Here is a 21,784-nt window from a genome sequence, read left to right on the forward strand (position 1 = left end):
CCCGTCCTCAACAGTGCGGCATCACTTGATGCGCGGCAGGTTCTCGAAGCAGTGGAACGGCGGCGGCGAGCTCACGGTCCACTCCAGCGTCGTCGCGGTCGGCCCCCAGTAGGCGGCGTCCACCCGCTTGCCGCGGGTCATCGTCCAGATGGCGATGCCGACGAACAGCAGCGTCGCGGCGAAGGAGATGTAGGCGCCGATCGACGAGACCATGTTCCAGCCCGCGTAGGCGTCCGGATAGTCCGGGATGCGGCGCGGCATGCCGGCCAGACCCAGGAAGTGCTGCGGGAAGAACAGCAGGTTGACGCCGACGAAGGTCATCCAGAAATGCACCTTGCCCCAGAACTCCGGGTACTGGCGGCCGGACATCTTGCCGATCCAGTAGTACCAGCCCGCGAAGATCGAGAACACCGCACCCAGCGACAGCACGTAGTGGAAGTGCGCCACGACGTAGTAGGTGTCGTGCAGCACCACGTCCATGCCGCCGTTGGCCAGCACCACGCCGGTCACGCCACCCAGCGTGAACAGGAAGATGAAGCCGATGGCCCACAGCATCGGCGTCTTGAACTCGAGGGAGCCGCCCCACATGGTGGCGATCCACGAGAAGATCTTGATGCCGGTCGGGACCGCGATGATCATCGTCGCCGCGGTGAAGTAGGCCTTGGTGTCGACGTCGAGGCCGACCGTGTACATGTGGTGCGCCCACACCACGAAGCCGACCACGCCGATGGCGACCATCGCGTACGCCATGCCGAGGTAGCCGAACACCGGCTTCTTCGAGAAGGTCGACACGATGTGGCTGATGATGCCGAAGGCCGGCAGGATCATGATGTAGACTTCGGGATGGCCGAAGAACCAGAACAGGTGCTGGAACAGGATCGGGTCGCCGCCGCCCTCCGGGTTGAAGAACGCGGTGCCGAAGTTGCGGTCGGTCAGCAGCATGGTGATGGCGCCGCCCAGCACCGGCACGGCCAGCAGCAGCAGGAACGCGGTCACCAGCATCGCCCACACGAACAGCGGCATCTTGTGCAGCGTCATGCCGGGGGCGCGCATGTTGAAGATGGTGGTGATGAAGTTCACAGCGCCCAGGATCGAGCTGGCACCCGCCAGGTGCAGGGCGAAGATGCCCATGTCCACCGACGGTCCGCTGTGTCCGAGTGCGGAGGACAGCGGCGGGTAGATGGTCCAGCCGGTACCGGCACCGGTGCCGACGAAGGCCGAGCCCAGCAGCAGCAGGAAGGCCGGCACGATCAGCCAGAAGCTGATGTTGTTCATGCGCGGGAACGCCATGTCCGGCGAGCCGATCATGAGCGGCACGAACCAGTTGCCGAAGCCGCCGATCAGCGCGGGCATGACCACGAAGAACACCATGATCAGGCCGTGGGCGGTGATGAACACGTTCCACGACTGGCCGTCGGCGACGAACTGCATGCCCGGAGACTGCAGCTCCATGCGCATGATGACGGAGAACAGGCCGCCGATCAGCCCGGCGATGACCGAGAAGATCAGGTAGAGGGTGCCGATGTCCTTGTGGTTGGTCGAGAAGAACCAGCGCGCCACGAAGCCCGGCATGTGGTGGTCGTGATGGTCATGGGCGTGCGCCCCATGCCCCCCGCCCTGCCCGACCGGCTGACCGCCCGTGTGGTTTTCCATTGTCGTCTATCCTTCGCGTCGGCGTGTCGTTCGATTACCGCTGGGCCGCGGCCGGAGCCGGGGCCTGGGCGAGCTGCCGGTCGCCCTGCGGACCGAAGGCGACCTTGGCCTTCTGGACCCATTCGTTGAACTTTTCCTTGGAGACCACTTCGACGGCGATCGGCATGAAGCCGTGGTTGACGCCGCAGATCTCCGAGCACTGTCCGTAATAGACGCCCTCGCGCTCCGCCTTGAACCAGGTCTCGTTGAGGCGGCCGGGGACCGCGTCCTTCTTCACGCCGAAAGCCGGCATGGCCCAGGAATGGAGGACGTCGCCCGCGGTGACCTGCAGCCGCACGGTGGTGTCCACCGGAACCACTACCCGATTGTCGACCTCCAGCAGGCGGCGCTGCCCCGGCTTGAGGTCGCTTTCGGGGATCATGTAGCTGGAGAAGGCGATGTTGCCCTGGTCCGGATACTCGTAATCCCAGTACCACTGCCGGCCCGTCACCTTGATGGTCATGTCCGCCTTCGGCACCACCTCGAGGAAGTAGAGCACGCGGAAGGACGGCACCGCGATGACGATCAGGATGACCACCGGAATGACCGTCCACGCCACCTCCAGGATGGTGTTGTGCGAAGTGCGCGACGGCGTGGGGTTGTTCTTCGCGGAGAAGCGCACGCAGACATAGACGAGCAGCGCCAGCACCAGCAGCGTGATGGCCGTGATGATGACGAGCAGCAGGTCGTGGAAGCTGTCGAGCTGGTCCTTCACCGGGGAGGCGGGCGCCTGCAGGCCGAGCTGCCAGGGATGCGGCTCGTTCGCGAGCGCCTGACCCGCCATTCCATACACGAAAGCGATGGCCGCCCCGACGGCGGCGCGCGCAGAGAGCCTCTTCATCCCCAACCCTTCGTTCTGTAGGCGCCGGACGGTGCCGCCCGTGCGCCGTGATCCCGTTCCCTGAGCGGCCCGGAGACCGCGAATCCATCAAACAAAACCGCGCACTACGGGCGCACGGGCGTGCCACGCCCCTGCGACAAAACCCCGCGGCGGCGCAGCTTAATCGCTGGCAGCCGCCGGATACAAGGTATTCCTCTCCCCCGCAAGTGCCTTGTCGACCCGTGGTCGAACGACCGTTGCGCAGCCGGAAAACCCAGCATGATCAATCATTGACCACACCCACCGCTCTGCACAGTGCGGCCGAATGCCGCAGGAGCTGCGCAGGCTCAGTGCCCGCCGGCCAGCACCTTGCGGATGCGGCGCACGCCGCTCCACACCAGCGCCAGCACCACCGGGATCATCAGCCCCGCCGCCACGTCCGGATCGACCGGCAGCCCGGCGCCCTTCAGCCCCTTGGCCGCGTAACCGACGAGGCCGATGAGGTAGTAGCTGATGGCGACGACCGACAGCCCCTCCACGGTCTCCTGGAGCCGGAGCTGCAACTGCGCCCGCCGGTCCATGGAGCGCAGCAGTTCCGCGTTCTGCCCCTCCACCGCGATCTCGACGCGGGTGCGCAGCAGGTTGCTGGCGCGCGCCATGCGCTGCGACAGCGCGTCGATGCGGGCCTGCGCCGCCTCGCAGGTGCGCACGGCCGGGGTCAGGCGGCGGGCCATGAACTCGGCGAGCGTCGGCAACCCCTCGATGCGCACCTCGCGCAGCTCCTCGATCCGCCGCTCGACGAGCTGGTGGTAGGCGCGCGCCGCGCCGAAGCGGTAGGCGGTCTCCGCCGCCAGCCGCTCGGTCTCCGCCGACAGCCGGGTCAACCGGTCGAGCGCCTCGCGCTCGTCGGCGAGGTCGCGCAGCGCCGTGGTGCGCTGGGCCAGCTCCAGCAGCCCCTGCTCGATGGCGGCGACACGGGGCAGCACGGTGCGGGCGACCGGCAGGGCCAGCAGCGCCGTCATGCGGTAGGTCTCGATCTCCATCAACCGCTGCACCACGCGACCCGCCTGGTTGCCGGTCATCGCGTGGTCGGCCACCAGGATGCGCGAGAAGCCGTCGCCGTGGATGCGCATGTCGGTCCAGGCGGTGGCCTTGCCGCCCGACACCAGGCTGCCGATGTAGCCGTCCGACCCGAAGACCGCCGCCAGCCGCCCCGACTCGAAGCTGTCGCGGTCGCCCTGCACCACCGCCAGATGGATGCCGACCAGCAGATCCCCCGGCAGCCCGCCCACCCAGTCGCGCGGCAGCGCCGCCAGCGCCGGGTCGGCGAAGGGATCGGGCACGGCGCCGGGACGGAAGACGGTCCAGGTCGAGAACTCCGTATGGCGCTCCCACTTCAGCCGGAAGCTGCCGAAGGCGCCGCTGAAATGGGTGGCCCCGGCCGCCGGCCGGGCGATGCCGGCCCAGTCGCAGAGCTGTTCCAGGTGCCGCCGCTCCGCCTCCCCCGCCTGCTCGCCGGAGAGCATGGCGAGCATGGTGGCGCGCACGGGGGCCTTCAGCACCTCCGGCGGGCGGGCGTGCACCTCGTTGGTCAGCGCCACGCGCAGGGGATGGTCGGCCAGCGGGTAGCCGGTCGATTCGCGGACGCGGGCGGGGGGCGGCTCGGTGCTGGCGGTCCTAGCGGTCATGGGGGGTCCTGCGCTCGTCCCGGCTACGGCGACGCTTGCCGCGGGGGCGGGGCGACGCCACACTATTGATGTGCGCAACGTTACCCCACGCGCGGCCGGTCCGCACCGTCGGCGTGGGCGCGCCCACCGTTCCAAGCCCCGGAGTTGCCATGAGCGCCCTTGCCGTCACCGACGATCTGTTCTTCAACCGCGCCGGCCTGGACCGCGCCCGCGTGGAAGGGATCGCCTCCGAAGCCCTGCATGGCGCCGACGACGGAGAGCTGTTCCTCGAATACTCGCAGAGCGAGAGCCTGGGCTGGGACGACGGCAAGCTGAAGGCCGCCAGCTTCGACACCACCCAGGGCTTCGGCCTGCGCGCCATCGCCGGCGAATCCGCCGGCTACGCCCACGCCTCGGTGCTCGACGAGGCAGCCATCCGCCGCGCCGCCGACACCGTGCGCGCCGTGCACGCCGGCCATGACGGCACGCTGGCGGAGCCGCCGGTCGGCACCAACCGCGCCCTCTACATGCCGGAGAACCCGCTGCACCTCGTCCCCTTCGAGGACAAGGTCAGGCTGCTGGCCGCCATCGACGCCTACGCCCGCGGCAAGGATCCGCGCGTGCGGCAGGTGAGCTGCTCGATCAGCGGCGAGTGGCAGGCGGTGCAGATCATTCGCGGCGACGGGCTGCGGGTGGCCGACCTGCGTCCGCTGGTGCGCCTGAACGTTTCCGTCGTCGTGCAGGACGGCGAACGGATGGAAAGCGGCGGCCACGGCGGTGGCGGCCGGGTCACCTACGAGCAGTACATGCAGCCGGAGACCTGGCAGGCTTTTGTTGACGAGGCGCTGCGCCAGGCGCTGGTGAACCTGCAGTCGGTGCCGGCCCCGGCCGGCGAGATGACGGTGGTGCTCGGCAACGGCTGGCCCGGCATCCTGCTGCACGAGGCCATCGGCCACGGGCTGGAGGGCGACTTCAACCGCAAGAAGACCTCCGCCTTCGCCGGGCTGATGGGCCAGCGCATCGCCGCCCCCGGCGTCACCATCGTGGACGACGGCACCATCGAGAACCGCCGCGGCTCCATCACCGTGGACGACGAGGGCACGCCCGGCCAGTGCACCACCCTGATCGAGGACGGCATCCTCGTCGGCTACATGCAGGACCGCATGAACGCCCGGCTGATGGGCATGCGCCCGACGGGCAACGGCCGCCGGCAGAGCTTCGCCTACCACCCGATGCCGCGCATGACCAACACGGTGATGCGCCCCGGCAACCACGCGCCGGAGGAGATCATCGCCTCGGTGAAGAAGGGTCTCTACGCCAAGAATTTCGGTGGCGGGCAGGTGGACATCACCTCGGGCAAGTTCGTGTTCTCGGCCTCCGAGGCCTACCTGATCGAGGACGGCAAGCTGGGCGCCGCGGTCAAGGGCGCCACGCTGATCGGCAACGGCCCCGACAGCCTGACCCGCGTCAGCATGATCGGCAACGACACGGCACTCGACCCCGGCGTCGGCACCTGTGGCAAGGACGGCCAGGGCGTGCCGGTCGGAGTCGGCCAGCCGACGCTGCGGCTGGACGGGCTGACGGTCGGCGGCACCGCGGCCTGACCGCCCAACGGAGGGAAGGCGCCGCGGCCGGTTCAACCGGCCGTGGCGGCAACCTCGCAGCCGGACCGTTCCAGCCACGCCATGTAGTCGGCCTGGCGGCGGACCGGCCCGACGTCGCCGGACGCGACCAGTCCTTCCAGGGCAGCGGCGGTGGCGACGAGATCGAGCACCACGCTGGCGACGGCCACCTCCACGGACACGTAGCTGAGCGCCCAGGTCGATCCCACCATCACCGCCAGCGCTGCGCTCAGCACACCGGCCGACGATGCGCCGGCACCCGGCACCTCCACGTACCGTCCGGCCGGGATACCGGCCGCGCACACCCCTTCCGAGAAGTATTTCTTCGGCACCGTGAAACCGGCGGCCGACGCGACATCCATGACGCCCAGCAGCCCGGCCGTCGAGTTGATGCCGAAGCGGACCATCGACTCACCGGCCTTCGCGCCCTCCCCGGCCATCGCCCAGGACAGGGCGGTCACCGGCTCGGTCAGGTTGGCGTAGGCGTTCGCCCCCATCGCCTGCATGAAGGGCGGCAGCTTCCGATAGGCGTCGAGTGCCGGAACGACCACATGGCCGGCCAACGTGTGGTTGATCGCGAGGGTGGCGGCGTTGAACGCATCCAGCCCGTCGGCACGGGCAGTTCCGGCACCGAACGCGGTCAGGAGGATGAGGACGCCAAGAGTGCGGCGGAACGCGGCGGCCATGGGACTCCCCGGATGGGTGACGATAGCCCCATTGTTCTTGGCAAATCGACGGAGCGCAAGCCTTGCCGTCCTTTCCGTGCGAATCGGCCGACACGGATTGGTTTGCGGCAGGATGCCGCAAGCCGGCCGGATGTCATCGGACTGACACGGGTCGGCGCGAGCATGGCGGTGCCCACCCAGGAGACCACCATGCTCCGTCCTCCGCGCGTCGATCCGTCCCGACGTTCCCTGCTCCGCCTCGTCCTTGCGCTCGCCGCCTTGGGGTTTCCGGCTGCCGTCGTCCGGCGCGCGGCGCTGGCCGCCGACCCGCGTCTGGGTGAGATCTGGCGCTGCGGCGCCAGCGAGTGCCCCGGTTACGAATACGACCCTCTGCTGGGCGATCCCGACAGTGGCGTCGCTCCCGGAACGGCGTTCCAGGATCTGCCGGACGACTGGTTCTGCCCGCGCTGCGGCGCCGGCAAGAGCGAATTCCGGCGCCTCTCGGCATCAACGATAAAATCGTAGCGAGATTTTAATTTTTCCTGTATATATTGCTGTCATGGACGAGATTGACAGAAAATTGATTGCGCACGCCCAGAATGACGGACGCGCCTCCTACGCCGAGATGGGGGCCGCCGTGGGGCTGTCCGTGTCGGCGGTGAACGAGCGGCTGAAGAAGCTGCAGGCGTCCGGTGCCATCACCGGCTGGGGCGCCCGTGCGTCGGCGGAGGCGCTGGGGCTGGACCTGCTGGCCTTCGTGCATGTGTTGCTGGAGCGGCCGGAGCACGAAGCGGCCTTCCGGCAGACCATGCGCGACACCCCCGCGGTGCAGGAATGCCACCACGTGACGGGGGAATGGTCCTACCTGCTCAAGGTCCGGGTGGCGAACACCGCGGCGCTGGAGCGCTTCCTGACCGAGCGGCTGAAGACGGTGCCGGGGCTGGGCCGCTCGCACACGGTGATCGTGCTGTCCACGGTCAAGGAAACCCCCGCCCTGCCCACGGAGTGACGCGATGGACGTGTTGGCTTTTTTGGCAAAGGGCCTGCTGGTCGGATTCTCGATCGCGGCACCGGTCGGGCCGATCGGGCTGCTGTGCATCCGCCGCACGCTGGCGGACGGGGCGGCCGCCGGATTCGCCAGCGGTCTGGGGGCGGCGAGCGCCGATGCGGTCTATGGCGCCATCGCCGGCTTCGGGCTGGCCGCGGTCACCGACTGGATGATGGGGTGGGAAGCCGCCCTGCGGCTGGCCGGCGGGCTGGTGCTGCTGTGGCTCGGGCTGGCCACCCTGCGCGCACGCCCGGCCGAACGGGCGGCGGAGGCGCCGGGCGCGGCCGGTCTCGCCGGGGCCTACGCCAGCACCTTCGCGCTGACGCTCGCCAATCCGGCGACCATCGTCAGCTTCCTGGCGGTGTTCGGGGGGCTCGGGCTGGCCGGCGGGTCGGACTGGACCGGTGCGGCGGCGCTGGTGTCCGGTGTCTTCGCCGGCTCCGCCCTGTGGTGGCTTGGCCTCAGCACAGGGATCGGACTCCTGCGGGCCAAAGTCACGATCAGGGCGATGCTGTGGATCAACCGTGTATCGGGCATGATCCTGATGGGATTCGGCGTCGTGGCGCTCGCCACTCTTCTGCCGGTCCTCAGGAGCTGATGCCGCTTACAGGAAGCTGAATGTCAGCGGTCCACCCAACAGGGCCGCGGCCGCAACCAGCAGAACCACCGCGCCAACCCGCTCCACCGCGGTCCAACGCTGCCAATCCTTGCGAAAGCTCTTCAACTGATCTGCCATGGCATCCTCGGCGCCACATGAACTCAGGTCTTAGCACCTGCAACACATAGCAACGACACTGCGGCCAATCAATTGACCAGTGGTTAACGCCGCGGGGTGGTCTTGTGATCGTCAGGGCTCGTTGTAAAAATGTCTCAGGTCGGCCAGTGGTTCCCATGACCTGGATCAAATTTTGGGTAAGTTGCCACACCCCATGTTTCGTATCCGTCACCTGTGTTGTGCGTCCGTCGCATATAACCCTTGCGAAATGGGTAGAGCCGATGCGACCACCGGCCACTGGCAAGCTCCGGACGAGGGCCCACATTCCGGCAGGCTCCGAGGCCGCCGGGCTCTGAGACCGCCAGACTCTGAAGAAGGATGCGGACGGTGCAGGCACGAAGGATCGGTCTGGCCCTGGGCAGCGGAGCGGCGCGCGGGTGGGCCCACATCGGGGTGCTGCGGGCACTGGCCGAGATCGGCGTGGAGCCGGACATCCTCTGCGGCACCAGCATCGGCGCCTGTGTCGCCGCCGCCCACCTCACCGACCAGCTCGACGAGCTTCAGGGCTGGGCACAGAACATGGGCCTGCTGGGCATGCTCGGGCTGATCGACCTGACCATGCGGCGCGGCGGGCTGGTGTCGGCCGAACGGGCCTTCGAGCGCTTCCGCAACGCGCGCACCGAGGTGCGCATCGAGGACCTGCCAAGACCCTTCGCCGCCGTGGCCTGCGAGCTGGGCACGGGGCGGGAGATCTGGCTGCGCGACGGGCCGCTGCTCGACGCGGTGCGCGCGTCGGCCGCCATGGCCGGGCTGTTCCCGGCCGTGCGCCGCGATGGACACTGGTTGACCGACGGGGCGCTGGTCAACCCGGTGCCGGTGTCGCTGTGCCGGGCGCTGGGGGCGGACGTGGTGATCGCGGTCAACCTGAACAGCGAGATCGCGGCCTTGCCCCGCCCGGTGGTGCCGGCCACCCAGACGGCACAGGCGGCCCCCACCGCCCCGCCGCTCGGCCAGATCACCCAGCAGATGGCCGCCTGGCTCGGCCGCAAGCCCGGCGAGCGGGCGGGCGTCATCACCGGCGACCCGGCCGGCCCGCCGCAACCCAGCCCGACGGTGATGGAGACCATCGCCGGCTCGCTCGACATCATGCAGGACCGCATCACCCGCGCCCGCCTCGCCGGCGAACCGCCCGACGTGCTGATCGCCCCCCGCCTCGGCCACATCGGCATCCTGGAGTTCGACCGCGTGCAGGAGGTGATGGCCATCGGCTACGACGCCGCCCGCATCGCCGGACCGGCGATCGAGATGGCGCTCAAGCGGGCCTGAGCAAGGGGGTGTGTCCGGAGGGATGGTGTCCGCGGCGGGATTCGAACCCACGGCCCCAGGATTAGGAATCCTGTGCTCTATCCTGCTGAGCTACGCGGACACGTGATCCCATCCTTACCGCCAAACGGGTCGTGTGGCAACACGCCGGCGCGGCACCGACCGGAGGAGCCCGAACGTGGTGGTTCGCCACCGTGCCGCCGTGTAGGATGCGCCGATGGTCCGTATGCTGTTCCTTCGCGACATCGACACCGACGTGGACATCCGCTGCCGGGACTGCGGCCATGGCGGGGTGCTGCCGCGCGCGATGCTGGTGCGGCGGTTCGGGCCGAGCTATCCGGTGCTGTCCATTGCGCCGCATTACCGCTGCTCCCGCTGCGACTCGCGGGACACCGAATGCCGCCCGGCCCCGCCGCCGGAGCCCGAGGTGTCGTTCGGAGCCGGCGCGCCGGCGGACGACGGCGGTGCCGCGTTCGACGCCACCATCGCGGCGCTGCGCGGGATGGTCGATGCCGCGCAGGAATACCGCACCGGGCCGGCGGCTGCCGCCGATGAGGATCCCGACGACACGGTGATCCGTCCGTCGGCGCGCAATGCGCTGTGGGAGGAGCTTGCGGAACCGTCGCTCCCTCCGGAGGAGGCCGACGCGGACGACGGGTGGTCGCGACCGCCGGCGGCGTTCCACGAGCCGGTGGCGGCGGACCCGCCGGAGGAGCAGGAACCCGACGGGTCCGGCCTGCCGCCGGATTTCGCAGCCCTGTTCGAACGCGCCTACGCCGACGATCCGGAGGAGGACGCCCCCCCGCCACAGCGGGACCGGCCGGTCTTCACAGCCGACTGGGACGACGAGGAGCCAGACGGGGAGGAGCCAGACGGGGAGGAGCCAGACGGGGAGGAGCCAGACGGGGAGGAGCCAGACGGGGAGGAGCCAGACGGGGAGGAGGCGGACGCGGATGTCCGCGCTCTGTTCGCCGATCCCCCGGACAGGGCCCCCGCGGTGATGACCGACGCGGAGGAGGAGCCGGAACCGTCCGACGCGGAAATCCTCTCCTTCGCCATCCGCGACCGCGACGAGGACAGCGCCCCTCGCAACCGGCGCTCCACCGCCGCCAGGGCGGAGGATGAGTCCGACGCCACGCTCAGCATGCAGAAGACGCTGGCCGCCCTGCGCGGGATGATCGAGAACGCGGCGGCCGAACCGGGAGATCTGCCGCCGCCGACGAAGGCGCCGCCCCCGCAACCACCGGCCAAGCCGCCCACCGGCACCGGCGCGGCCTCGCTGGACGACACGCTGGCGAAGCTCCGCGGCCTGCTGGATCTGGAAAACCCCGGCGACGACGGCGGGCGGAACGGGGAGCGGCCGACCGGCGGACGGCGGCGTTAGGCCCCGGTGTCGGCCGGCGGCCCGGGCGGCGGGGCCTGCGTCATCACGGCGGCGATCATGGACAGCCAGTCGGGCCGGCGGCCGGGCTGGATGTGCCGGACCGGCAGGCCGGCCTGCCGGTAGGCGGCGTCGTTCTCCGCGTCGCGGCGGCGGCGGTTCGGCTGGCGGTGACTGCTGTCATCCAGTTCGATGACCAGCCGCGGCCGTGACTCGGCATCGATGACGAGAAAATCGACGCTGCGCTGGCGGATCCGGCGGTGCGCCGCGGAACGTGCCTGTTCCGATCCGCCGATGACCGACAGGAAATCGCCCACGCGCACCTGCGGGCAGACATGCCAGTCCGGCGGAACGGCGGTGCGGAGGGCGGCCAGCGCCTCCCGCTCCCACGGTGATAACAACACCCGCAACGCGTGCCGCGGCTCCGCGCCGAAGACGAGTCGGCGCAGGGCCGGCAGCAGGACGACCAGCAGAAGAACGCCGATCACCAGCGCGGCGGGCAGCACGCCGGTCGTCGCGAACAACGCACTCAACTGGTCCACGGGTTCCTCCCTGTCCGGGTGGTCGGCATGGGCGGCCTCACCCGTTCTCCGCCAGAACCGATCCTGCCAGATAGAGCGAGCCGCAGACCAGCACACGCGCCGGGGGACCGCCGGCTTCCAGAATGGCGTCGAGCGCCGCCGCCACCGACCGCACCGCGACGGCATCCGCGATCCCCACCGCGCGCGCGGCGGCGGCGGCGGCGGCCGCGTCCAGCGACGCCTCCTCGCTCGGGATGTGCACCGCGCGCAGGCGACCGATGTGGGGGGCGAGCGGGGCCAGGAACTCCTCCGGCTGCTTGCTGCTCAGCATGCCGTAGACGGCGTGCAGCGGCTTGGCGTCGGCCCGCGTCCAGGCCGCCGCCTGCGCCGCCAGCACCTCGCCGGCTGAATCGTTGTGCCCGCCGTCCAGCCACAGCTCCCACCCCGGCGGCAACCGCTCCGCCAGCGGGCCGCGGGTCAGCCGTTGCAGGCGCGCCGGCCATTCCACCGTCGCCATGCCCCGCCGCACCGCGTCGTCCGGCACGGTCATCGACAGCGCGCCGAGGCAGGCGATGGCCACGCCGGCGTTGACGAACTGATGGGCGCCGGGCAGCGCCGGGGCCGGCAGGTCGAGCCCCCGGCCCGGCCCCTCGAACCGGAAGCCGCCGTCCGGCAACGGCTCCACCCGCCAGTCCACCACAGGCGCGCCGAGCGCCGCGGCGCGGTCGCGGAACAGGCGGGTCACCACGGAGTCCGGCTGCGGCGCGAAGACGGCCGGCACGCCGGGCTTCAGGATGCCGGCCTTCTCGCCCGCGATCGCCTCCAGCGTGTCGCCCAGGAACTGGCGGTGGTCGTAGGAGATGCGGGTGATGGCGGTCACCGCCGGGCGGTCGATCACGTTGGTGGCGTCCAGCCGCCCGCCCAGCCCCACCTCCAGCAGCAGGACATCCGCCGGGTTGCGGGAGAAGGCGAGGAAGGCCGCGGCGGTCGTCACCTCGAAGAAGGTTATGGGACCGCCGTCGTTGGCCGCCTCCACCTCCTCCAGCAGGGCGGTGAGGGCGTCGTCGCCGATCAGCCGGCCGGCCAACCGGATGCGCTCGTGGAAGCGCACGAGATGCGGTGAGGTGTAGGCGTGCACCCGGTGCCCCGCCGCCTCCAGCATGGCACGCAGGAAGGCGACGGTGGAGCCCTTGCCGTTGGTGCCGGCCACATGGACCACCGGCGGCAGGCGCCGTTCCGGATGGTCCAGCGCGGCCAGCAGCCGCTCCAACCGCTCCAGCGACAGGTCGATGACCTTCGGGTGCAGGGCCTTCAGCCGGTCGAGAACCGGGTCGGAACCGGCCATGGGCGGCACTCCGTCAGGCGCGGTCGGCGGAGTGGGCCGCGGGCTGGGCGGCCTGGGCCTGCGGCGCATCGTTGGATGCGGCGTCGGGCTGCGCCGTCTCCTCCGCGCGGGGCATGTGCGACAGGGCGGGAATGTCCAGGTCGGGCTCCAGCACCTCGTCCTTCACCGGGCGGGTGAGCAGGTCGATCAGCCGGGAGAGCGTCGCGCGCAGGTCCTTGCGGTGGACGACCATATCCACCATGCCGTGCTCCAGCAGATACTCGGAGCGCTGGAAACCCTCCGGCAGCGTCTCGCGGATGGTGCTCTCGATGACGCGGGCGCCGGCGAAGCCGATCTGTGCGCCCTTCTCCGCGATGTGCACGTCACCCAGCATGGCGAAGGACGCGGTGACGCCGCCGGTGGTCGGGTCGGTCAGCACCACCAGATAGGGCAGCCCGGCCTCCTTCACCATCTCCACCGCGATGGTGGTGCGCGGCATCTGCATCAGGGACAGGATGCCCTCCTGCATGCGGGCACCGCCGGAAGCCGGCACCACGACCAGCGGCGCCTTCATCTCCACCGCCAGCTTCGCCGCGGTCAGCAGCCCCTCGCCCACCGCGATGCCCATGGAGCCACCCATGAAGCCGAAGTCAAAGGCGGCGACGACCGCCGGCAGCCCGCCGACGGACCCATGCCCGACAACGATGGCGTCGCCGCGGCCGGTCTTGGCCTGGGCCTCCTTCAGGCGGTCGGTGTAGCGCTTCTGGTCGCGGAACTTGAGGGGGTCGGCGACCGACTTCGGCAGTTCCACCGTCTGGTACTGCCCCTCGTCGAACAGCATGGCCATCCGCTTGAGCGGGTCGAGCCGCATGTGGAAGCCGCAATGCTGACAGACGTGCAGATGTTCCTCCAGGTCGCGGTGGAACAGCATCGCCTCGCAGTTCGGGCATTTGTGCCAGAGGTTGTCCGGCACCTCCTTGCGGGCGTAGAGCGCACGGATCTTCGGTCGGACGTAGTTGGTCAGCCAGTTCATGGGGTTTCGCTCATCTGCCGGGCGATATCCTGGATTTCCTTGACCCTCAACGCGAAGTCCTCCTCCTGGAGGAGTGGCCGGCCATGGGCAAGGTGATTGCGGATATCGTGAAGTTCCTTGATCTTGTTGTACGTGCTCGCACCTTTTTCGGTCAGGAGTGCGGCTCGGTTCATGAATGGAATTGTGCGAATCCGGTCCCCGCTCTCATCCAGGATATCCCAGACACGCCGCTCCTCCCATGAGGTCGCTCCCTTCCGGCGCCGGATCAGATCCCGGCACAGCTGGTTTACACGATCTTCGAACTGCGAGAACAGCAGCATGAAGTACGCGGCGGCATTGACCTTCCGTAAATCGGAAAACACCGCGCCCGATTCAGGCTCGCCGCGTTCGTGTTCGCCCTCGACCAAGTCTTCGAAATGCCGGTCGGAATGAAAGAACGCGGTGGCCACCGATGTCTCGTCGATCATCGTGCCTCTCCGATCAATGCCGCGATCGCTCCGGCGGTCAGGGCAACGCCGCCGTCCTGCCATGTCATCGGATCGAACAGCCGCCAGTCCGCCGTTCCCGGCCCTTCCGACAGATCGAGCAGCCGCGCCGGGCGGCGGGTGCCGAGGATCATGACCCGTCCGCGCGTTCCGGAAACCCACCGGGCATCGGGGATGAATTTCACGGTGGCCTTACCAGGACCGTGAAGTTCGAGAATGCTGAGCGGGTAGGCCGGAATGCCCCTGAGCTGCATGATCCGTTCGCTGATGACCGATGTGCGGGAGTCGTCGGCCGTCCAACCGCCGAGCCCAGCGGCGACACTACGGATCATCGCGAACAACTCTGCGATCCGACGCTTCCAATCCTCGATTTCCGCACGCGCTTCCTCGGCGGTCGGGACCTTCTCAGGCTCGGCATCATCGACGGTCAAGAACGCCATGGCGACAACCTCCCGATGCCCGCCTACCCCCGGGCGCCGCGCACGCCGGCGGCGAGATCGCGGACGAAGCCCAGCACATCCTCGACCAGATCCGGCTTGGGCAGGCCGTCGCCGTCCAGCCCCGCGGCCACGCGGTTGACGATGGCGGATCCCACCACGGCGGCGTCGGCGGTGCGGGCGACGGCGGCCGCCTGCTCCGGCGTCTTGATGCCGAAGCCGACAGCGACCGGCAGGTCGGTGTGGCGCTTCAGCCGCTCCACCGCGATGGCGATCTCGGCATCGCCGGCGCTGGCCGCCCCGGTGATGCCGGTGACCGAGACGTAATAGACGAAGCCCGAGGTGTTGCGCAGCACGGTGGGGAGGCGCTTGTCGTCGGTGGTCGGCGTCGCCAGCCGGATGAAGTTGACGCCGGCCTTCAGCGCCGGCAGGCACAGCTCCTCGTCCTCCTCCGGCGGCAGGTCGACGACGATCAGCCCGTCCACCCCCGCGGCCTTGGCGTCGGTGAGGAAGCGGTCGACGCCGTAGGAATGGATGGGGTTGTAGTAGCCCATCAGCACCACCGGTGTCTCGTCGTCCCTGGCGCGCAGGGCGCGGACGAGGTCGAGGGTGTGGACGGTGGTCGCCCCGGCCTTGAGCGCGCGCAGCCCCGCCGCCTGGATGGCGGGGCCGTCGGCCATCGGGTCGGTGAAGGGCATGCCCAGCTCGATCACGTCGGCCCCGGCCTCCGGCAACCCTTCCAGGATGGCGCGGCTGGTCTCGTGGTCGGGGTCGCCGGCGGTGATGAAGGCGACCAGACCGGCGCGCCCCTCGGCCTTCAGGCGGGCGAAACGGCGGGCGATGCGTTCGGCGCTCACAGCGAGACCCCCAGATGCTTGGCGACGGTGAAGATGTCCTTGTCGCCGCGGCCGGACAGGCAGAGCACCATCAGATGCTCCGGGCTCAGCGTCGGCGCGCGCCGCATCACCTCGACCAGCGCGTGGGCCGACTCCAGCGCCGGCAGGATGCCCTCGGTGCGCGAGCAGTATTGGAACGCCTTCAGCGTCTCGTCGTCGGTGGCCGATACGTATTCGACCCGGCCGCTGTCGTGCAGCCACGCGTGCTCCGGCCCGACGCCGGGGTAGTCGAGCCCGGCGGAGATCGAGTGCCCGTCGCGGATCTGACCGTCCGCATCCTGCAGCAGGTAGGTGCGGTTGCCGTGCAGCACCCCCGGCCGGCCGCCGGCGATGGAGGCGGCGTGGTCGTCCGGCCCCTTGTCCAGCCCGTGGCCGGCGGCCTCGACACCGATCAGCTTCACCGACGGCTCGTCGAGGAAGGGGTGGAAGATGCCGATGGCGTTGGAGCCGCCGCCGATGCAGGCGACGATGCTGTCGGGCAGCCGGCCCTCCTGCTCCTGCATCTGGGCCTTCACCTCCTCGCCGATCACCGACTGGAAGTCGCGGACCATCATGGGATAGGGGTGCGGGCCGGCGGCGGTGCCGATCAGGTAATAGGTGTCGGCGACGTTGGTCACCCAGTCGCGCAGGGCGTCGTTCATCGCGTCCTTCAGCGTCCGCGCGCCCGACGTGACCGAGCGGACCTCGGCACCCAGCAGCTTCATGCGGAACACGTTCGGCTGCTGCCGGGCGATGTCCACCTCGCCCATGTAGATCACGCAGGGCATGTCGAACAGCGCGCAGACGGTGGCCGTCGCCACGCCGTGCTGGCCGGCGCCCGTCTCCGCGATGATGCGCTTCTTGCCCATGCGCCGGGCCAGCAGGATCTGGCCGATGCAGTTGTTGATCTTGTGCGCGCCGGTGTGGTTCAGCTCCTCGCGCTTGAAGAAGATCTTGGCCCCCCCCAGCTCGCGGGTCATCCGCTCCGCGAAGTAGAGCGGATTCGGGCGACCGACATACTGCTTCAGCCGGGTCTTCAGGTCCCCCTCGAAGTCAGGGTCGGCGCGGGCGTCGCTGTAGGCCCGCTCGACGTCGAGGATGAGGGGCATCAGCGTCTCGGCGACGAAGCGCCCGCCAAAGATTCCGAAATGCCCGCGCTCGTCCGGGCCGGAGCGGAAGGTGTTGGGTCTGGTCATCGCGACGGGGAAACCATTCTGATCGGACGGGCCCGCTGCCCGTGAAGCCGGCACCATAGCGGCGCTTTCAGCGGATTTGAAGGGCCGGGCGCGCTTTTCAAGCCCCGGCGCCGTTGGTTCCGTCATCCCCCCAGCGGCGGGGCGTACATCAGGCCGCCGCGGTTCCACAGCGCGTTCTGCCCACGGTCGATGCCCAGCCGCGAGCCGGCCCCGAGGTTGCGGTCGAAGATCTCGCCGAAGTTGCCGACCGCGCTGATCACCCGCAGGGCCCAGCGGTCGTCGAGCCCGAGCCCGGTGCCGATCCCCGGCGTCAGACCCAGGAGGCGCCCGACCTCCGGGTCGGGGCTGTCCTTCACCATGGGGGCCTTGGCCTCCGTCAGGCCCTTCTCCTCCGCAACGATGGTGGCGAGGATGACCCACCGGACCAGCTCCCGCCACCGGTCGTCGCCCGCGCGCACCATCGGCCCCAGCGGCTCCTTCGAGATGACCTCGGGCAGAATCACATAGTCCGCCGGGTTCGGCGCGTTGAGCAGGCGCTGCGCGAACAGCCCGATGCGGTCGTTGGTGTACAGGTCGCAATGGTGGTTGAAGAAGGCGCTCAGCGCGCCTTCGGTGGACTGGACGCGGCGGATGGTCAACCGGGTCCCGGTCTCCGCCTGCCAGGCCTCCAGGTTGCGGATGCTGGTGGTGCGCTCGATCACGCAGACGGTGGCGTCGGCGATGTCGGCCAGCGAGCGGATGCCGCGCGAGCGATGCGCCATGAAGCCTTGCCCGTCGTACATGTAGATGATCGGGAAATCGACGGGCCGCGTCATGTCGCGCTCCAGCGTCCAGGTCGTCCCCTCCATGCTGACGTCGACGGAGCCGTCCTCCACGGTCTTGAAACGGTTCTGCGAACTCAGCTCGACGTACTCGACATTGTCGGCACCACCGGTCGCCGCCGCCGCCACGGCGCGGCACAGATCGACGAAGAAGCCCTTCCAATGGCCGCCCTCGTCCATCACCGCCAGCCCGACGCCACTCGTCGTCACCCCGCAGCGGAGCACGCCGCGCTCGCGCACGCGTTCCAGCGTGTCCCCGAACGCCGCGGACGCCGACACCACCGGCCCGGACAGGACCGCGGCCAGCGTCACGACCCAAAGAAGCCACCCGGAACGCATAGGACACCTCCGCCGATGCGGCTAGGATCAATCCTTAGAGGGCGGGCGGTCAAGCCTCCGCCGCAATCGGGCGTGCACCCCGCATGGACGGGGCCGCGCCCCGCGTGTTATGGGGAACCGTTTGCGCTCGTGAGAAAGATGCCGCTGATGCGAATGCCCCGGCTCGGTGTTGCGTTCCGCATCCTCGCCGGCCTGACGGTCATCGGGGGGCTCACCGCCGCCACCAGCGGGGTGGCCGTTTCGTTGTTCACCCGGTTCCAGGACGGCTTCGAGCAGATCGCCACCGCCAAGGTGCCGGGACTCGTCAGCGCCTCGCAGCTCGCCCAGCAAAGCGGCACCATCGCCGCCAACGCTCCGGCCTTGGTGGCCGTGCAGGGGCAGTCGATGCGCGAGGCGGTCATGGCGCGCGTCGCCGACCAGATCGGCATTCTGGAAGACCTGATCGGTCGTCTGCGCCAGCGCGGTGGAGGCGACGCCGACCTGGCCGAGCTGGAGCGCCGCAAGACCGAACTGCTGACCAACCTGCGCGCGCTGAACCAGCAGGTCGAGCGCCAGCTGGCGGCGACGGAGGAGACGGCGGCGCTGGTCACCCGTGTGATCGAGCTGTCCGACCGCAACCGCGACGCCGCGAAGGCCCTGCTGGCCGGGCTCGACCAAACGGATGCCGCGGCGGCGGAGCCGCTGGAGCGGTCTCTGGAGGGCTGGATGGACGGGAGCGGACGCGCCGCCCTGCTGCTTCTCGCCGCCGCCCGCGCCGAGCACGAGGCGCGGCTGGACCGCATGCGCGACCAGTTCCGCGACGCGCTGGAGCAGGCGGCGCGCCATCTCTCCCTCATGCCCCCCGACCGCACCGCCCTGCTGGAGCCGCTGCACCGCGAGCTGGCGTCGCTGGGGTTCGGGGAGCGCAACCTGTTCTCCAGCCGCGCCGCCGAGATCGCGACCCAGCGTTCGATCCGCGGCGCCGTCACCCGCAACCAGAACGTCTCCGACCGGCTGGTGGCGACGGTGTCCGACTATTTCCTCGCCATCGAGCAGGACATCACCCGCCGCTCGCTGGAGTTCGAGGCCGCCATCCTCACCGGCGAGCGGGCGATCATCGCACTAGCCCTGCTGACGATCCTGGGGGCCAGCGCCATCTTCGTCTACATCGACCGGCAGGTGGTGCGCCGGCTGCGCGTCCTCCAGGCCGCCATGGTCGCGCATGAATCCGGTCAGACGGTGGCGATCCCCACCCGCGGCCGGGACGAGATCGGCGACATGGCCCGCGCCCTCCAGTTCTTCGTCACCACCATCCGCGAGAACGAGCGCGACCTGCGCGACAGCGAGCGCCGGCTGCGCACCATCCTGGAACAGAGCCCGGTCGGCGTCAGCATCGGGCGCGCCGAGGGGACGGTGGCCTTCGCCAACGCCCGCGCGGCGGAGCTGGCGGGGGTGCCGCTGGACCGCTTCGTCGGCCACCCCCACGGCCTCGCCCCCGGCACCGCGACGCCGCTCCCGCCCGCCGCCCGGGGGGAGGCCGGGGTGGTGGCGCGCGACGTGGAGGTGGCGATCGACCGGCCGGACGGCAGCCGCGTCTGGGCGCTCCAGACCCTGCAGCGGACCGAGTTCGAGGGACAGCCGGCGGTGCTCGCCTGGAGCTACGACATCACCGGCCGCAAGCGGGCGGAGGAGGCGCTGCGCGCCGCCAAGGAGCAGGCGGAGATCGCCGCCCGCTCCAAGTCCGAGTTCCTGGCGACCATGAGCCACGAGATCCGCACGCCGATGAACGGTGTGCTGGGCATGCTGGAGCTGATCGCCCTGACCCCGCTCAGCGACGAGCAGACGGGGCTGGTCACCACGGTGCGGGACAGCGCCACCGCGCTTCTACGCATCATCGACGACATCCTGGACCTGTCGAAGATCGAAGCCGGCAAGCTGGAGCTGGAGGAGCTGGACCTCTCCCCCGCCCTGCTGCTGGAGGGGGTGGCGGATCTGCTGGCACCGCAGGCGCATCAGAAGCGGCTGGCGCTGGTGTGCGACGTGGACGCGTCGGCCCCGGCCGCGGTCCGCGGCGATCCCGGCCGCCTGCGGCAGGTGCTGTTCAATCTGACCGGCAACGCCATCAAATTCACCGAAGGTGGACGTGTGGTGCTGCGGGTGATGTCCGGCAGCGGCGCACGGCCCGGATTCACCCGGCTGCGCTTCGAGGTGGACGACACCGGCATCGGCATCAGCGCGGAAGGGCAGTCGCGGCTGTTCCAGCCCTTCAGCCAGGCCGACAGCTCCACCACCCGGCGCTTCGGCGGCACCGGGCTCGGGCTCGCCATCTGCACGCGGCTGGTGGAGCGCATGGGCGGTCGCATCGGGGTGGTGTCGGCTCCGGCGCGCGGCTCCATCTTCTGGTTCACGGTCGACCTGCCCCAGGGCGAGGCGCCGGCCACGACCGCGCCCGACCTGTCCGACCTCTCCGTCATCGTCGCCGAGGGGGAGGCGGCGCAGCGCGCCGTGCTCATCCGTTATCTGGAGGAATGCGGTGCCGCGGTCGTGGAAGCCACCTGCGCGACCGACGCGCTGGAGCTGCACGAGCTGGAGCCGCCCGACGTGCTGGTGCTGGCGTCGCGCCTTCCCGACGGCGACGCCGCCGCGGTGCTGGCACGACTGGCGGAGGACGGGGGCGCGCCGCCGGCCCTGCTGCTGACCGACGGCCGCGCGCCGCCGGCCAGCCCCGCCCCCAACGCCCCCGCCCTCAACGCCCCTGGCCCGCCGGTGCTGCACGCCACGCGCCCCATACACCGGGCGGCCTTCCTCGCCACGGTGGCGGCCCTGGCCGGCCGCGCCGCACCGGTTGCGGAGGGCGGCCTTGCGGAGACCGACGCCGCGGCGGCGGCCCCCCTGCCGCTGCGCTCCGGCACCGGGGACGCCGCGATCCTGGTGGCGGAGGACCATCCCACCAACCAGCAGGTGGTCCTCCGCCAGCTCCGGCAGCTCGGTCACGGCGCCGACATCGTGAGTGACGGGGTGGAGGCGCTGTCGGCGTGGCGCGGGCGTCGTTACCGGCTGCTGATCACCGACTGCCACATGCCACGCATGGACGGCTACGAGCTGGCCCGCCAGATCCGCGCGGCGGAGGCGGAGGCGGAGGCGGAGGCCGGCGACGGCCGGCGCACCCCCATCGTGGCGATGACCGCCAACGCGTTGGCGGGCGAGGTGGAACGCTGCCTCGCCGCCGGCATGGACGGCTATCTCGCCAAGCCCGTCACGCTGCGCCAGCTCTCCGGCGTGCTGGACCGCTGGCTGGAGGATGCGGACGGCACAACCGCACCGGCCGGTGCCGAAACGGTCGCCCCGCCGTCGATCACCCTGGACGACCGGCCGGCGCTCGACCTGGAGCATGTCCGCGCGACCTTCGGCGCGCTGGATCTGGAGCATGTCCGCGCGACCTTCGGCGCGCTGGACGAGGGCGCGGCGGCGATGCTGGAATATTTCGTCGAGACCACCGAGCCGCTGCTCGCGGACCTAGCCGCGGCGCTCGGGGACGGCGACCTGGAGCGGCTGCGATCCGCCGCCCACGCCGGCGCCGGGGCGGCGCGCACCGCCGGGGCGCCGGCTCTGGCGGAGGCCTGCTCGACGCTGGAACGGGCCGCCGTCGCGGCGGACCACGCCGCGGCCGGGCGCGCGCTGGCCGCGGCGCAGGCGGCCTTTCCGCCGGTGGCGGCCGCCATCGCAGCCCTGGCCGCGAGCACCCGGAGCCGCACCGGCGTGACAACGGCCGCGTTTCATGGTTGAAACATTATTCATCATCCGTGTGCACCGCGGCTTGTGGTGCCAACACCCGTGGACT

At 70.3% G+C, this 21,784-nt stretch carries 20 protein-coding genes and 1 tRNA gene; 7 read left to right on the forward strand and 14 right to left on the reverse strand.

Going from position 1 to position 21,784, the window contains the following annotated elements; all coding sequences use genetic code 11:
- Window positions 1-21: 21 nt before the first annotated feature.
- The 3 genes from ctaD to HL658_RS12610 form a co-directional block, all read right to left on the reverse strand.
- A complete protein-coding gene (ctaD, locus tag HL658_RS12600; protein WP_180282321.1) occupies window positions 22-1,653 on the reverse strand; it encodes a cytochrome c oxidase subunit I in 1,632 nt (543 codons plus the stop codon).
- A gap of 34 nt (window positions 1,654-1,687) precedes the next feature.
- Complete coding sequence (coxB, locus tag HL658_RS12605) at window positions 1,688-2,533, reverse strand: cytochrome c oxidase subunit II (RefSeq protein WP_180282322.1); 846 nt, start codon at window positions 2,531-2,533, stop codon at window positions 1,688-1,690.
- 326 nt (window positions 2,534-2,859) lie between these two features.
- The gene (locus HL658_RS12610; protein WP_180282323.1) at window positions 2,860-4,200 is read right to left on the reverse strand and encodes a DUF3422 family protein; all 1,341 of its coding nucleotides are present in this window, start codon (window positions 4,198-4,200) and stop codon (window positions 2,860-2,862) included.
- A gap of 149 nt (window positions 4,201-4,349) precedes the next feature.
- Here HL658_RS12610 and tldD point away from each other — a divergent pair, with 149 nt between their 5' ends.
- Entirely contained in the window at window positions 4,350-5,783 is a 1,434-nt protein-coding gene (gene tldD / locus HL658_RS12615; RefSeq protein ID WP_180282324.1) for a metalloprotease TldD, read from the forward strand.
- A gap of 32 nt (window positions 5,784-5,815) precedes the next feature.
- On the opposite strand, the gene HL658_RS12620 is transcribed toward tldD, so the two are convergent.
- Window positions 5,816-6,487 carry an MlaA family lipoprotein gene (locus tag HL658_RS12620; RefSeq protein ID WP_180282325.1) on the reverse strand — a complete coding sequence of 224 codons (672 nt, stop codon included), beginning with the start codon at window positions 6,485-6,487 and terminating at the stop codon, window positions 5,816-5,818.
- A gap of 189 nt (window positions 6,488-6,676) precedes the next feature.
- On the opposite strand from HL658_RS12620, the gene HL658_RS38155 reads away from it, so the two are divergent.
- Genes HL658_RS38155 through HL658_RS12635 form a run of 3 tightly spaced genes read left to right on the forward strand, consistent with a single transcriptional unit; the run spans window position 6,677 to window position 8,112 of the window.
- Window positions 6,677-6,991 (forward strand): rubredoxin, encoded by a 315-nt coding sequence (locus HL658_RS38155; RefSeq protein WP_180282326.1) that lies wholly within the window; start codon window positions 6,677-6,679, stop codon window positions 6,989-6,991.
- 34 nt (window positions 6,992-7,025) lie between these two features.
- Window positions 7,026-7,475 carry an Lrp/AsnC family transcriptional regulator gene (locus tag HL658_RS12630; protein ID WP_180282327.1) on the forward strand — a complete coding sequence of 150 codons (450 nt, stop codon included), beginning with the start codon at window positions 7,026-7,028 and terminating at the stop codon, window positions 7,473-7,475.
- A 4-nt stretch (window positions 7,476-7,479) separates the two neighbouring features.
- Window positions 7,480-8,112, forward strand: a complete 633-nt coding sequence (locus HL658_RS12635) for a LysE family translocator (protein WP_180282328.1) — start codon at window positions 7,480-7,482, stop codon at window positions 8,110-8,112.
- A 6-nt stretch (window positions 8,113-8,118) separates the two neighbouring features.
- Here the strand turns inward: HL658_RS12635 and HL658_RS37715 are convergent, their stop codons facing one another.
- Window positions 8,119-8,250 (reverse strand): hypothetical protein, encoded by a 132-nt coding sequence (locus tag HL658_RS37715; RefSeq protein WP_281378751.1) that lies wholly within the window; start codon window positions 8,248-8,250, stop codon window positions 8,119-8,121.
- Between the two features lie 357 nt (window positions 8,251-8,607).
- Between HL658_RS37715 and HL658_RS12640 the strand changes: the two genes are divergently transcribed.
- Window positions 8,608-9,555, forward strand: a complete 948-nt coding sequence (locus HL658_RS12640) for a patatin-like phospholipase family protein (protein ID WP_180282329.1) — start codon at window positions 8,608-8,610, stop codon at window positions 9,553-9,555.
- A 23-nt stretch (window positions 9,556-9,578) separates the two neighbouring features.
- Here HL658_RS12640 and HL658_RS12645 read toward each other — a convergent pair.
- A tRNA-Arg gene (locus HL658_RS12645) sits at window positions 9,579-9,655 on the reverse strand.
- A 114-nt stretch (window positions 9,656-9,769) separates the two neighbouring features.
- Here HL658_RS12645 and HL658_RS12650 point away from each other — a divergent pair.
- Window positions 9,770-10,936: a chromosomal replication initiator protein DnaA gene (locus tag HL658_RS12650; protein WP_180287635.1), complete on the forward strand. Its 1,167-nt coding sequence runs from the start codon at window positions 9,770-9,772 to the stop codon at window positions 10,934-10,936.
- On the opposite strand, the gene HL658_RS12655 is transcribed toward HL658_RS12650, so the two are convergent.
- From HL658_RS12655 to HL658_RS12690, 8 genes are all read right to left on the reverse strand, one after another.
- Window positions 10,933-11,475 carry a DUF2726 domain-containing protein gene (locus tag HL658_RS12655; RefSeq protein WP_180282331.1) on the reverse strand — a complete coding sequence of 181 codons (543 nt, stop codon included), beginning with the start codon at window positions 11,473-11,475 and terminating at the stop codon, window positions 10,933-10,935. The genes HL658_RS12650 and HL658_RS12655 overlap by 4 nt on opposite strands.
- Window positions 11,476-11,512: 37 nt before the next feature.
- Entirely contained in the window at window positions 11,513-12,799 is a 1,287-nt protein-coding gene (locus tag HL658_RS12660) for a bifunctional folylpolyglutamate synthase/dihydrofolate synthase (protein ID WP_180282332.1), read from the reverse strand.
- A 13-nt stretch (window positions 12,800-12,812) separates the two neighbouring features.
- A complete protein-coding gene (accD, locus tag HL658_RS12665; RefSeq protein ID WP_180282333.1) occupies window positions 12,813-13,811 on the reverse strand; it encodes an acetyl-CoA carboxylase, carboxyltransferase subunit beta in 999 nt (332 codons plus the stop codon).
- Window positions 13,808-14,278 (reverse strand): P-loop NTPase family protein, encoded by a 471-nt coding sequence (locus HL658_RS12670; protein WP_180282334.1) that lies wholly within the window; start codon window positions 14,276-14,278, stop codon window positions 13,808-13,810. The genes accD and HL658_RS12670 overlap by 4 nt, the downstream gene beginning before the upstream one ends.
- A complete protein-coding gene (locus HL658_RS12675) occupies window positions 14,275-14,736 on the reverse strand; it encodes a hypothetical protein (RefSeq protein ID WP_180282335.1) in 462 nt (153 codons plus the stop codon). Before HL658_RS12675 ends, HL658_RS12670 begins: the two co-directional genes overlap by 4 nt.
- A gap of 23 nt (window positions 14,737-14,759) precedes the next feature.
- Window positions 14,760-15,590: a tryptophan synthase subunit alpha gene (gene trpA / locus HL658_RS12680; protein WP_180282336.1), complete on the reverse strand. Its 831-nt coding sequence runs from the start codon at window positions 15,588-15,590 to the stop codon at window positions 14,760-14,762.
- Window positions 15,587-16,804: a tryptophan synthase subunit beta gene (gene trpB / locus HL658_RS12685; RefSeq protein WP_180282337.1), complete on the reverse strand. Its 1,218-nt coding sequence runs from the start codon at window positions 16,802-16,804 to the stop codon at window positions 15,587-15,589. Before trpB ends, trpA begins: the two co-directional genes overlap by 4 nt.
- Before the next feature lie 122 nt (window positions 16,805-16,926).
- Window positions 16,927-17,964 carry an amino acid ABC transporter substrate-binding protein gene (locus HL658_RS12690; protein WP_180282338.1) on the reverse strand — a complete coding sequence of 346 codons (1,038 nt, stop codon included), beginning with the start codon at window positions 17,962-17,964 and terminating at the stop codon, window positions 16,927-16,929.
- A 147-nt stretch (window positions 17,965-18,111) separates the two neighbouring features.
- Between HL658_RS12690 and HL658_RS12695 the strand changes: the two genes are divergently transcribed.
- On the forward strand, window positions 18,112-21,729 hold the full coding sequence (locus HL658_RS12695) for a response regulator (protein WP_180287636.1): 3,618 nt from the start codon (window positions 18,112-18,114) through the stop codon (window positions 21,727-21,729).
- Window positions 21,730-21,784: the final 55 nt, after the last annotated feature.

The sequence above is a fragment of the Azospirillum oleiclasticum genome (assembly GCF_013423485.1).
GTDB classification, from domain to species: domain Bacteria; phylum Pseudomonadota; class Alphaproteobacteria; order Azospirillales; family Azospirillaceae; genus Azospirillum; species Azospirillum oleiclasticum.